The organism is Kribbella sp. NPDC031520 (assembly GCF_055580825.1).
The window spans coordinates 1,021,998-1,034,408 of the sequence record NZ_JBVIKS010000003.1 but is presented as its reverse complement, the minus strand read 5'-3'; the positions used below and the strand labels follow the sequence as shown (position 1 = coordinate 1,034,408).

Genomic DNA, 12,411 nt, shown 5'->3' with positions numbered 1-12,411 from the left:
GCGGGCGCCGGTGCCGTCAGGTTGCAGAACGGGTGTCATTTCCGCGCGGCCCCGCACCCGGTGGGGGTGGTTGCTTATAGTGCAGAAGTCGTCACACGGGGGTGACACAGATGCTCGAGCAACCGACAGAGCTGCCGGTGGGATGGCTTGAGGTGGCTCCGGACGCCATCGTGGGGGTCACGTCCGACGGCCTCGTCGTGCTGGCGAACGCCCGCGTCGAGGCCTTGTTCGGATACACCCGCGAGGAGTTGATCGGCCGGCCGGTAGAGATCCTGGTGCCGGACGGCGCCCGCCCGCTGCACCCCGCGAGACGGGCTCGGTACGTCGATGACCCGCGGCCCCGGCTGATGGACGGCAGCTCCGAACTCACCGCCCGCCGTAAGGACGGCACCGAATTCCCCGCCGAGATCTCGCTGTCGCCGATCGCGACGGAGAACGGGACGATCACCTTCGCCGCGATCCGCGACGTGACCGAGCGGCGCGAGCTGCAGGCCGAGCGCGAGGTTCTCAGGGCCCAGGCGGACCGGGAGCAGGCGGAGAACCGGTCGCACCAGTCGCAACGACTGGAAAGCCTGGGACAGCTCGCGGGCGGTGTGGCCCATGACTTCAACAACCTTCTCTCCGTGATCCTCAACTACGCCTCGTTCGTCGAGGAGGAGATCAGGGCGGTGCGCGGCGCCGATCAGGGGCGGTGGGATGCGGCCTTGAAGGACCTTCAGCAGATCCAAGGCGCCGCCGAACGCGGTGCCGGGCTGACCCATCAGCTGCTGACCTTCGGCCGCCGGGAGGTGGTCAGACCCCGGGTGCTGTCCCTCAACGCGGTCGTGAGCAACGTGGAGCATCTGCTCCAGCGGACCCTGGATGAGCAGATCCACTTGGTCACCGAACTGGCGCCGGATCTGTGGCCGGTGACGGCCGACCCCGGCCAGGTCGAGCAGGTCCTGGTCAATCTCGCGGTCAACGCCCGGGACGCGATGCCGAACGGTGGTGTGCTGCGGATCGACACCGCGAACGTCCTGGTGGACAAGGCTTATGCGGCGCACCGTCATGGCCTCAGCCCGGGGCAGTACGTCCGGCTCCGGCTGAGCGACAACGGCAACGGAATGTCGGAGGAAGTGATCGAGCGCGCCTTCGAACCCTTCTTCACCACCAAGCCTAAGGGCGAGGGCTCAGGCCTCGGGCTCGCGACGGTCTACGGAATCATCATGCGGTTGGACGGGTTCGTACAGATCATGTCGCGGCCAGGCGAAGGCAGCACCTTCTTCATGCTGATCCCGGCCACGGTGGTTCCCGCGGACGATCTGGGGGCCGCGGAACATGAGCCGCAGGCTCTGTCTACCGGCCGGTCATCCGTTGGCGGCGAGACCATCCTCGTGATCGAGGACGAGGACGCGATGCGCGAGGTCACCCGCCGCGTGCTCACGCGAAAGAGTTACCGGGTGCTGACGGCACCCGATGGTGTCACAGCCCTGGAAATGCTGAGCACGACCGACGAACCGATCCAATTGCTGCTCACCGATGTCGTCATGCCCCGCATGCTGGGCAAGGACGTGGCGGACAAGGCCTCTGTGCTGAGGCCCGGCATCCGCGTGCTCTACATGTCCGGCTACGCACAGCCGGTGCTGACCTCGCAAGGAACTTTGCAGCCTGGCGTCGCCCTGATCGAGAAGCCGTTCTCACAGACGGAGCTGCTCAAGATGGTCCGTGACGTTCTTGACGCGCCTGGTCCAGCGGCGAACTGATCGCCTGACCGCCGGTCTCGTCATCGCCAAGGGCCGCCCGGATCGCCTCCACCAGTTGGGCTGGGGTGAACGGCTTCTCGAGAAACCTTACGTCCGCGCCCACAAGTCCTTTGCCGACCGCCACATCCTTCGGCAATCCGGAGACATAGACGACGCTCAGGTTCGCGTACAGACCGGTGAGCTGTTCTGCCAGGGCGGAAGCGCTGATGTCTCCCGGCATCCACACATCCGTGAGCAGCAACCTGATCGGACCATCGGTAGCCTGCACGGCACGCAGAGCGGCCTGGGCGTCGGCGGCAATGAGGGCCGAGTAGCCGTATTTGGTGACGATCCGCCGGATCGCCTCCCGGATGTCCTCGTCGTCGTCGACGACGAGCACGGCGTCCGCTGCGGCCATACACCTTCTCCCGATCCGTGGAATGCTGTCAGGGACCAGCAAGACTTACCCAGGGTAAGCGGATCGCGACTCATCGCTGACATCTCGACTATAGTGAAGGGTCGGCCTGCGGCGTTCTCGAAGGTGTCGCAGTCCCGTCACGAGGGACAGGCGAGACAGATGGCAACAGTACGGTTCGGCATCGGCGCAGGTCGGTCTGTCTCGACGCGGGACGATGTCCAGGCCGTGCTGGCTCTGTTGGGACCGGCCATGGCCATCCGCGGCACGGATGACGCCCACGGGGTGATCGCTCGGTTGGCGGAGGTGCCCGGCATCAGCTCTGTGCGACTCGACCCAGCTTCGGTCAGTCTGCCTTCACCTGCAGGGACCGAACTGGTGTGGACCGTCGGAGCAGGTTGCGACGCGCAACGGCTCACTGTTCGTACGGCGGGCGCGGCGACCGACGATGCCCTGGCGACGGTACTCGACGCATTCGCAAGGGTTCTCGCCGAGCGGCTGGCGCATCCCGACGGCCCGCCTTCTGGCAACGACTTCGTCGCCGCCGTGTGCCATGCGTTGCGGGGCTCGCTGACGTCCGTGATCGCCTTCTCCGGCTTCCTGACCGAGGCGGAGGAGGGCGGACTGACCGCCGAAAATCGGCAGTTCGCCGAGGTGATCCGGCGTACCGGTCATCGCATGCTGGCCGTCATCGACGAGTCGACTCTCATCGCTCGGCTGGAGTCGGGGGAACTGCAGTTGGACCTGGCGCTCGTCTCTGTCCCCGAGCTGGTGCGGACCGTCGTGGCGGAGCAGCAATCCCGTGCCCGGTCCGCGGCCGTCGCGCTGCGCGGCGAGGATGCCGACGGACCGCGCATCAGCTGTGATCGAGGCCGCCTGCATCAGTTGCTGACCAGTCTCGTCGTCAACCGGCTCGAAGTCGCTACGCCAGGCGGTGCCGTCGTACTCGGAGCCGTGCCCGCGCGCACCGGGTGGCGGATCGAGGTCACCAGTTCCGGCCCTGGCTACTCCGAGCCCGAACTGGACCAGCTCTTCACTGCCTTCCACCAGGCCTCCAGCCGGCCGGGGACCGGTACGACCGGGCTCGGACTGGCATTGAGCCGGGCGATCGCCGAACGTCACGGCGGGACCATCGAGGCTGCCACCACGGGCGACGGCACCACGATCAGCGTCGGGCTTCCCTGGCAGCGACCGGGTGAGCGGTGATGAGCCGCGTCCTGGTGATCGAGGACGATGCCGACGTCGGACTCGCGCTCGGTGTACTTCTTCGCCGCTCAGGTTACGAGGTGAACCACGTCGAGGACGGGCGGGCCGGTCTGCGGGCCGTACACTCCCTGCGCCCTGATCTCCTGGTGCTGGACATCGGGCTGCGGGGCATGGACGGCTGGGAGGTACTTGAGCGGGTCCGCGACCTCAGCGACCTGCCGATCCTGATCCTCAGCGGACATGGCCAGGAGGCCGACAAGGTCCGCGGACTGAGGGCAGGAGCAGACGACTACCTCACTAAACCGTTCGGCAGCAATGAACTGGTGGCGCGCCTGGAGGCCTTGCTGCGCCGGACGGCGCAGCCGACCTGGGCGACAGAGGTCTACGACGACGGCCGGCTGCGGATCGATCCACAGCAGCGATCGGTGCGGCTGGACGGTTTGGACGTGCGACTGACGCCGACAGAGTTCCGTCTGCTGACCGTCCTCGTCCGGCACCGGGGCGCGATCCTGAACCCGGCCCAGTTGCTCGCCCAGGTGTGGGACGACCCCAGCGGTCTCGGCGCGGAACGGGTGAAGTTCGCGGTTCTTCGACTCCGCCGAAAGCTCGAATCACCAGATTCGGCATGCGCGCAGATCGAGTCCGTCCGCGGCTTCGGCTACCGCTTCCGCGGCTCGGCGTGACATTAACGAGGCGTCATCAGCCCGGCGAATGTCGTCTGATCGGTTCCCAGTACTTGATGGCAGGTACTGATAGCCCTCTTCCGCGTTCAACCGGTGGATACTCAGCACAGGTGCCCGCCTAGAACGTGGGTGGGTTCGCCAGCTCGCTCATGCAAGCTCAACGGCTGAGCGGTCAACGGCCCGCTCGCTACAGCGCTCGCGGAGTAGCGCCTGGCATGCAGGAGGTGTGCTCGGATCGAGGCTGTCGTTTCACGGCCAGCGACCCTCGTCGACCCGCTGCCGTGTTACTGCGCTTGGAGTCAGCGCCTTCACTTATTCATTGAGACCTGACGAATCACCGCAGCCGTCGGGTAGAACGAGCGGCGGTCGACGGCTGGCAGGGCGTTGCGCGGCCACCCGCCGATGAAGTGGGGAGTATCAGCGGTCTCGCCAGGCGAGTGGTGAGGTTGAAGAGCAGCCTCGGTAAGGCGGCGGCCGAAGTCGGTCTGGATGCGGGCACGGGAGGACTCGATCCAGCCGGGCGACAGTTCGATGTGGCAGTCAGCTTCGGTGACCACCTCCAGCAGCGGGAGGACGTACACGCTCGCATCGCAGAACGGCGATGGCTTCAGGTCGGCAGCCTTGGGCGAGGCTGCAGTGTTCAGGCGGCGGGAGTGAGTAGTTCGGCGATTGCGTCGAGGAGGCCGGCGGTGCCGGATTCGCGGGTGGAGGGGGCGTCGTTGTCGAGGTGGACGCCCTGTTCGGCGAAGGTGAGGTGGGTGCCGTTGTTGGTGGGTTCGAAGACGATTGTGGTGATTGATGTTGAGGCGTGGGCTCCGTCTAGCCACATGTCGTAGGTGTAGACGATTCGCTCGGTGGGCCTGATGTCGGTGTAGGTTGCGCGGAAGCGGGATAGTGGGCCGCCCTCGCCGCCCGTAGCCGCCCTCGCCGTCGTCGATTGTTATTCCGCCGACTTGGAAGTCGTCGCTGCCGAAGCACTTGCGTTTGAGTTCGGGGTCGGCGAAGGCGGCCCACACGCGATCGACCGGGACCGGGTAGTCACGCTCGAGTACGAACGTGGCCTGGGTCTGGGAGTGATCGGTGGCGGATGGTTCCCGGCTTGCGGTTGCCTAGGGCAAACGTTCGGCACGCATCATTCGGGGTACGTCGAATAGTTTGCGTGGTGGTGCCAGCAGGGTTAGCGTCGCCATCGTGTTGCGTAGGGCAACTATTTGTCGAGTGGAAGGTTGCTTGCTGATGAGATCGATCGGGCGGTTGGTGGCGATGGGTGCGGCCACGGTGGCTGTGGTCGCGGGGGGCGCGACGGTGGCTCAGGCGCAGGTCGAGTCTGTTCACACTGTCACCTGTGCGACCCAGGATGAGTGCATTCAGAAGCAGAACATGTACCGGCATTACGGTTATGCGGTGTCGGACGTCTGGTACCGGGATCCGGACTCGACCTGTGCTCCGGAGTGGCCTTGTGCTCCGGGTTGGCAGTTCCAGTGGTCGGAGTAGACGTGACCGTTGGACCGGTGCGGTGAACGGGCGGGTGGCATCCCCTCTCGGAGGTGGGATGCCACCCGCTGTCGGATCGGGCTCGGGACGTTCGTTGGAGGAATGTAGGGCCGCCACGAACGGCGCCCACGAGCGAAGGAGACCGCGATGAGCGCCATCTTTACCTACGACATCTTTTCCAGCTTCGACGGCTACGGTTCGCCCACCGGTACGTTCGGTGGCTACTGGGGCAAGCAGGGTCCGGAGTTCCTCGAGCACCGCCTGGCTCAGTTCGGCGAGAAGCAGCGGCTGGTGCTCGGCGGGAACACTTATCGCCTGTTCGCGGCGATGCTGGCGTCGAGTCCCGAGGGCGCCGAGGTGCATGATCCGTGGGTCACCCGGATGGTGAACCTGCCCACCACGGTGGTGTCGAACACGCTGCAAGGACCGCTCGACTGGCCGGATGGGACCGTACTGAGCGGCGACCCGGTCGAGACCATCGCGCGGCTCAAGGAGGAGTCGGATGTGCCGCTGCGCTGCCACGGCAGCCTGACTCTCAATCGCACGTTACTGGCGGCCGGCCTGGTCGACCGCATCCAGGTCACGGTGTTCCCGGTGATCAACGGCCGCGACCAGAGCCCGGCGGACCGCCTCTTCGACGGCACCGGCGACTTCGACCTGGAGCTGATCGAGAGCCACACCCTCGACGGCCACACGCAGGAGATCACCTACCGGCCGACCCCGCGCTCCTGAGGGCAGGCCGGGTAATTGCGGTGCATCGGTGCGGTGCCGGGGCCTAGATTGCGTCGGTGGAGCTTTCGCGTCTTGGGGTGCCGACGGGGCCGATGGTTCGGGTCCATGGTGGGTTCGCCAATCGGATGTACCGGCTCGACACCGATCAGGGGTCGTTCGCGGTGAAGGAGTTGACCGTCGACGATCGTCGCTGGAGCCACCAGGTCGAGGACGTGTTCAGGTTCGAGCGGGCGGCGTTCGCTGCTGGTATCCCGATGCCGGAGCCGATCTTGGCGGACCGGCACACGGTCGTTCACCGGTGGGTTGCCGGAGAGAAGGTGCCCGAGGCGCCGGTATCGGTGGCGTACGCGTTCGAGATCGGTGCGATCCTCGCGCGGATCCATGCGCTGGACGTCGAGTGGACCCGGGGGCCGGTCGAGGATCCGGCAGCACGCGACTGGCCCGAGCTCGCCGAGCGAGCGGCGGCGACCGGACAGCCGTGGGCCGACGAGCTCGCCTCCCAGGTCGAGACGTTTCTCGCGATCGCCCGGTACGTCGACACCTGCGAACGGCCGGGCCCCGTCGTGCTGACCCACCGGGACATCCAGCCGTGGAACCTGCTGGCGAGAGACGGCCGGCCGGTCGTGCTCGACTGGGAGCTCTCCGGACTGCTCGACCTGTCCGGTGAGCTCGGCTCGACTGCGCTGAGCATTGCGAAAGGCCCAGGCCTCGACGAGATAGAACCTGCCGTCTTCCGTTCGGTCCTCGACGGCTACGTCGCGGAGGGCAGAGTGGTCCCGCCGTCCGGTCCGAGCTGGTTCGTGTTCATGATCGATGGCTGGCTGGGGCATACGAGGTGGAACATCCTCCGCTGCCTCGCCGGTGTCGAGGCGGGGACCGGCCCTGAACTTGCGCTGTCGCACGAGTCCGTGTGGAACGGCGTACGCGGCCTCCCTGACCTCTTCGGCCGGCTTCGGGACCTCGAGACCCTGCTCCCGTGACAGCTCCCCGGTCTTGCTGCCGGCGCGGAGTCTGACCCACCGGTCCGGTTTGATGGTAGGGGCGGGGGTAATTACCTTCTGTAGTGAAGCCGAGGCGGTGGGTGTGGAACCGGCTGGGTGAGGGGTGCGTCGGAGTGATTCGTTGAGTCCAGCGCTGGTGGAGGTGGTGCGGCGGTGTTGTTCCGGGTGTTGGGGCCGGTGGAGATCGATGGCACCGATGCGGTGAGTTATATCCGTGCCGACAAGCCTCGGGCGCTGCTCGCGCTGTTGTTGGTGAAGGCGAATACCTGGGTCGGCGTCGGCGAGATCGTTGACACCGTCTGGTCCGGTAAGACGCCGCCGGTGTCGGCTGAGCGCAACATCGGTACGTATATCTGGCAGCTCCGCAGGGCGCTCCCACCTCTTGGTGTGGATGGTCAGCGGATCGAGAGTCGTTCCAAGGCGTACCGGATTCGTGTCGAGGCCGGCGAGCTCGACTCCGATCGCATGCAGGCGTTGCTGGATTCAGGTGGGGCTGCCCTGACAGCTGGGGATGCCCAGACGGCGCTCAAGCATCTGGAGGAGGCGCAGTCGCTCTGGCGGGGTACGCCGTACGAGGGGCTCGTCAGGGACCAGCACCAGCCGGAGGTGACTCGGCTGACGGAGCTGCGCTGGTCGGTGCGTGAGCGGTTGGCCGATGCCTTGATCGGTACGGCGCGGTTCGCCGACGCGGTGGCGCTGTGCAAGAGCCTCACGACTGAGGACCCGCTGCGGGAGACGAACTGGGCGCGACTCCTGGTCGCCTACCGGGACGCAGGGCGTCGGGCTGACGCATTGGCGACGTACCAGAAGGCCAGGGCTGCCCTGGTGGATGAGCTGGGTACTGAGCCTGGCCCGGAGCTGCGAGGGCTTCAGCAGGAGTTGCTGGCCGACGTACCCGAGCAGCCGAAGGCCAAGCCGCCAGGAGGACCTGACGCATACGTGCGGACCGTACTGGAGGCCGCGGCTGCGCTGGATGGAGAGCATGCAGCCGCAGCGCGCCACTGGTTCAGCACGCGGCACGCGGAGGTCACCGGTGCTATCCGCCAGTTGCTGGCGGACGAGGACGTGACCAACGCCTGGCTGCTGACCAGTGCGCTGCACCAGTACGTCGAGATCGGCGGTGACGTTCCGAACTGGACCTCGCTGGTCGCTGTCGTCGCCGGCGCGGCATCTCACAGCAAGGATTGGTACGGCGAACTCATCAGCCGCAACATCCTCGGAAGCGCCCTGACGCGTGCCGGGCGGATCAGCGCCGCACGGGCCGAGTTCACGGCCGCGTTGGGCATCGCGTCGGTGCACGACGACCGGGACGCCGAGGGGACCGTACTGATCAACCTGGCGATGGCCGAGGCGAGTGGTGGTGCCCACCAGCAGGCCGCGGAGTACTTCCGCCGCGCACTGCGGCTGCTCCCGGAAGGCCCTACCGCCGCACAGGCCCGCCAAGCCCTGGCTGACCTCGGTGAACCTGGGGACCCTGCCCGGTCCACAGTGGCCTCTTGAGGTCAGCCTCCGGCCGGATGTATCGCCGCTGTACCGCAGCTGGACAAAGGAAAGGCACGTTAGCCCCATGACTCGCCTCGCCCGTGCGATCCGCCGCCCCGTCGCGTGGTGGACGATCGCGGCCCTGGTCCTCGGGACGTTCATCGGGTACTCGGCCCTCGGCCGCGGCGCCCCGGCCGTCGCGTTCCAGCAGGCCGGGCACTGGGTCTACAACGCGACCCTCGGCGCGGTCTTCCGGGTCGACGGCGGCGGTAAGAACGTCGACGCCGAGGTCCGTGGTGTCCAGGCGGAGGCCGGCAGCCAAGTCGTCCAAGGCACGACCAACGGGTACGTCGTCCGCGCCGACGGTGTGATCGTGTTCGGCAAGTCGGACCTGCGGGTGAAGACCACCGTCCGGATCGGCATCCCGGAGGAACCGATCGGTATCGAGGCCCAGAGCGGCCCGTACCTGGTCTACCGGCAGCACGGCCAGATCGTCCGCCTCGGTGACCAGCAGCAGACGGTGACCGTGGGCAGTGTGGTGTCCAGTGCGGTCGCTACGGCCGACGGTGCGCTCTGGCTGCGCGATGCGGACCACTTCTGCAAGCTGGCGCCTTCGTCAACCACGCTGGCGTGTGAGCTTCCTGCTCAGGCAGGAGACGCAGGAGCGCTGTTGAGCGTGGCCGGCAAGCCTGCGTTCGCCAACCTGAGCAAGCGCACCCTGACGCCGCTGACCGGTGACAAGGCCGGCCGCGCGGTGCCAATGGACGTCAGCGGCGCTCTTCCGACCACGTCCGTCGTGGCTCAGTCGGACGTCAACGGACGTATTCCGATCCTCGCCGGTCAGCGACTGCTGCTGGTCGACGCGGCAGGCGCCAAGACGGCCGAGAGCATCAACCTGCCGCCGGGACGGTACGACGCGGTCGCAGCGACCGGTGCGGCTGTCGCAGTGCTCGACACCGACAAGCGCGTCGTACGGACCTTCGCGGCGGACGGCAAGCCGCTGCACACACACGACCTCGGTAAGAAGAAGGGCGACCACAAGGGCGGGCCGCGGGTCACGGCCGGGCAGGACGGCCGGCTGTACATCGACGACGAGACCGGCGAGGTGGTCACCGTGGTCGACGGCGACGGGTCGGTCAGCGAGGTCGACGTCGACGGTGGCAACAAACCGGTGTCGCCGACGGCCTCGGAGACACCGACGCCAACCCCGACCAACAGCCCGACCCCGAGCAATACGCCGACGTCCACACCGACGTCCACGCCGACGCACCGCCCGATCCTGCCGCCGGTCCAGGTGACAATCGGCAAGCCGCGGGCGACCGAGACCGTCACGCCGCCGGACCCCAAACCGGGGCGGACCCAGACCACCAAGCCGACCGACAAGCCGACCGACCGGCCGACCACGCGGCCGACGACGAAACCGACCGTCAAGCCGACCAAGCCGACGGTTCCGCCGGCGGCCGCTCCCGGTGCGCCGAGTGGTGTGACGGCCAAGCCCGGCAGCGGCAAGGCGACCGTCACCTGGAACGCGGCCCGCGCGAACGGCGCCGCGGTCTCCAGCTACAAGGTGAGCTTCCGAGTCGCACCAGGCACCTATGTCATCGGTCTGCCCGCGTCGGGTTCGGTCACCGTCTCCGGCAGTTCCCGCAGCCACAGCTTCGACCAGTTGCTGAACGGTGGCGGCTACATCTTCACGGTCTCCGCGACGAACCGGGTCGGGACGGGGCCGGCGGTGGACTCCAAGGTGATCTCGATCAACGGCTCGGCCGAGCCGCCGGGTCCGCCCACGAAGGTCACCGCGGCCGCCAAGCCGGACGGCTCCGTGGACGTGTCCTGGACCTCACCGAGCACCACGGACTACACGCTCTCCGGCTACACAGTGATCGGCTCAGACGGTACGAAGACGCAGGTGGCGACGTACCTGACCTCCACAACGCTCAACCCGGCGAAGGGCAAGGCCGTGAGCTACCGGGTGACAGCCACGAACAGTGCCGGTACGTCGGCCAAGTCTGCCGCTACACGCACCGTCTACCCGTACGGCCCGGCCGCTGCGCCCAAGGTGACTGCTACACCGGGTATCGGCGCTGTATCACTCAGCTGGACCGCTCCGAACCTCAACGGTGGTCAGCTGGTGCACTACGTCGTCTCAGCGACCGGCCAGGCTGACAGGACCGTGACAACGACAAGCACGCGCTACACCAGGCTCACGTCGCTCCAGCTCACCTTCACGGTCAAGGCGATCACCCGTGAGCGCAACAACTCGAGCAGCACGACCGCGACCGGTACGGCCGGCTCTACAACGGCTACTCCGACCGCAGGTGCTCCTGCATTGCCTCCGGCAAGCGCTCCGGCCGGGGTCGTACGACGTACCGCGCGGCGACGGAAGGACAGGTAGTGCGAGACATCGACCCGCAGCAGGCCTACGAGCTGATCGCGGCCAACGTGCAGCGCGTGATCCGCGGCAAGCCGCAGGTGGTGCGGCTGGCGGTGTCGACGCTGTTCGCCGGCGGGCACCTGCTGATCGAGGACCTGCCTGGTCTGGGTAAGACCAGCCTGGCCAGGAGCCTCGCGCGCAGCATCGGTGGTCGCTGGAGCCGGATCCAGTTCACGCCCGACCTGCTGCCCGGCGACATCACCGGTGTGGTGGTGTACGACCAGGGCCAGGGCCGGTTCGTGTTCCACCCGGGCGGCGTGTTCGCGAACATCGTGCTCGCCGACGAGGTGAACCGCGGCACGCCGAAGACGCAGTCCGCGCTGCTCGAGGTGATGGCCGAGCGGCAGGTCACCGTGGACGCGAACACACATCACGTACCGGACCCGTTCATGGTGCTGGCCACGCAGAACCCGATCGAGATGGAAGGCACGTACCGGTTGCCCGAGGCGCAACTGGACCGTTTCCTGCTCCGGATCGAGATCGGGTACCCGGACCACGACGCCGAGGTCGAGGTGGTCGCGCTGGACGGTGCCGGTCCGACACCGGACGACCTGGAGCCGGTGATCGACCCGGAGACGCTGCGTTCGGTCGTGGCGGCGGTCAAGTCCGTGTACGTCGACGAGGCGGTGATGGCGTACGCGGTCCGTCTCGCTGCGGCGACCCGTCTGCACAGTGCGGTCCGGTACGGCGCCAGCCCGCGCGGGAGCATCGCCCTGGTCCGGGCGGCCCGGGCGATCGCGGCCACGGACGGCAGGTCGTTCGTGACACCGGACGACGTCAAGAACATCGCCCACCCTGTTCTTGCGCATCGGCTGGTGCTGACCGCGGACGCGACGTTGGCTCGCCGTACGGCGGAGAGCGTGGTGGACGACGTACTCGAAGACACTCCGGCGCCGGGTAATCCGGTACGACGTGATCTCAAGCGGGCGCTTGGCGTCGTGCCATGAGCACGCGGCTCACGCTACGAGCCTGGGGAGTGCTGGGCGGTTCCCTTGCCCTACTGGTCGCGGGACAGTTGCTCGGGTACCCGGTGCTGCGTGTACTGGCCGGTGCAGGTCTCGCTGTTGTGCTGGTCAGCGTGTTGACCGTAGTGCGCCGTCCCAAGGTCACCGTGGAGCGTGTACTTTACCCAGACCGCGTGGAGTGCGGGCAGCCTGCACTAGCGCGGCTCGTGGTGCGTAACGAGTCCTCACGGCGACAGCCGGCGTTTGTTGCCGCTGACTGCGCTGGTCAGCACCAGTCC

Annotated in this window: 11 protein-coding genes; 8 read left to right on the top strand and 3 right to left on the bottom strand. The window is 67.3% G+C overall.

Going from position 1 to position 12,411, the window contains the following annotated elements; translation table 11 throughout:
• The first annotated feature begins 110 nt into the window (after positions 1-110).
• On the top strand, positions 111-1,742 hold the full coding sequence (locus ACZ5BU_RS20305) for a PAS domain S-box protein (protein WP_465700916.1): 1,632 nt from the start codon (positions 111-113) through the stop codon (positions 1,740-1,742).
• Here ACZ5BU_RS20305 and ACZ5BU_RS20300 read toward each other — a convergent pair.
• Positions 1,693-2,139 (bottom strand): response regulator, encoded by a 447-nt coding sequence (locus tag ACZ5BU_RS20300; RefSeq protein WP_465700915.1) that lies wholly within the window; start codon positions 2,137-2,139, stop codon positions 1,693-1,695. The genes ACZ5BU_RS20305 and ACZ5BU_RS20300 overlap by 50 nt on opposite strands.
• A 249-nt stretch (positions 2,140-2,388) precedes the next feature.
• Between ACZ5BU_RS20300 and ACZ5BU_RS20295 the strand changes: the two genes are divergently transcribed.
• Together ACZ5BU_RS20295 and ACZ5BU_RS20290 are read left to right on the top strand one after the other, a co-directional pair.
• On the top strand, positions 2,389-3,342 hold the full coding sequence (locus ACZ5BU_RS20295; RefSeq protein ID WP_465700913.1) for a sensor histidine kinase: 954 nt from the start codon (positions 2,389-2,391) through the stop codon (positions 3,340-3,342).
• Positions 3,342-4,025, top strand: coding sequence for a response regulator transcription factor (locus tag ACZ5BU_RS20290; RefSeq protein ID WP_465700912.1), 684 nt, complete (start codon positions 3,342-3,344; stop codon positions 4,023-4,025). The genes ACZ5BU_RS20295 and ACZ5BU_RS20290 overlap by 1 nt, the downstream gene beginning before the upstream one ends.
• A 308-nt stretch (positions 4,026-4,333) precedes the next feature.
• Here the strand turns inward: ACZ5BU_RS20290 and ACZ5BU_RS20285 are convergent, their stop codons facing one another.
• A complete protein-coding gene (locus ACZ5BU_RS20285; protein WP_465700910.1) occupies positions 4,334-4,606 on the bottom strand; it encodes a hypothetical protein in 273 nt (90 codons plus the stop codon).
• A 59-nt stretch (positions 4,607-4,665) separates the two neighbouring features.
• Entirely contained in the window at positions 4,666-4,854 is a 189-nt protein-coding gene (locus tag ACZ5BU_RS20280) for an SRPBCC family protein (protein WP_465700908.1), read from the bottom strand.
• Positions 4,855-5,666: 812 nt separating this feature from the next.
• On the opposite strand from ACZ5BU_RS20280, the gene ACZ5BU_RS20275 reads away from it, so the two are divergent.
• The 5 genes from ACZ5BU_RS20275 to ACZ5BU_RS20255 all read left to right on the top strand — a co-directional run bounded on the left by ACZ5BU_RS20275 (position 5,667) and on the right by ACZ5BU_RS20255 (position 12,115).
• On the top strand, positions 5,667-6,251 hold the full coding sequence (locus ACZ5BU_RS20275; RefSeq protein WP_465700906.1) for a dihydrofolate reductase family protein: 585 nt from the start codon (positions 5,667-5,669) through the stop codon (positions 6,249-6,251).
• 56 nt (positions 6,252-6,307) lie between these two features.
• The gene (locus ACZ5BU_RS20270) at positions 6,308-7,231 is read left to right on the top strand and encodes a phosphotransferase (protein WP_465700904.1); all 924 of its coding nucleotides are present in this window, start codon (positions 6,308-6,310) and stop codon (positions 7,229-7,231) included.
• Positions 7,232-7,405: 174 nt separating this feature from the next.
• A complete protein-coding gene (locus tag ACZ5BU_RS20265) occupies positions 7,406-8,752 on the top strand; it encodes an AfsR/SARP family transcriptional regulator (RefSeq protein WP_465700903.1) in 1,347 nt (448 codons plus the stop codon).
• Positions 8,753-8,819: 67 nt separating this feature from the next.
• Positions 8,820-11,129 carry a fibronectin type III domain-containing protein gene (locus ACZ5BU_RS20260; RefSeq protein ID WP_465700902.1) on the top strand — a complete coding sequence of 770 codons (2,310 nt, stop codon included), beginning with the start codon at positions 8,820-8,822 and terminating at the stop codon, positions 11,127-11,129.
• On the top strand, positions 11,129-12,115 hold the full coding sequence (locus tag ACZ5BU_RS20255; protein WP_465700900.1) for an AAA family ATPase: 987 nt from the start codon (positions 11,129-11,131) through the stop codon (positions 12,113-12,115). Before ACZ5BU_RS20260 ends, ACZ5BU_RS20255 begins: the two co-directional genes overlap by 1 nt.
• Positions 12,116-12,411: the final 296 nt, after the last annotated feature.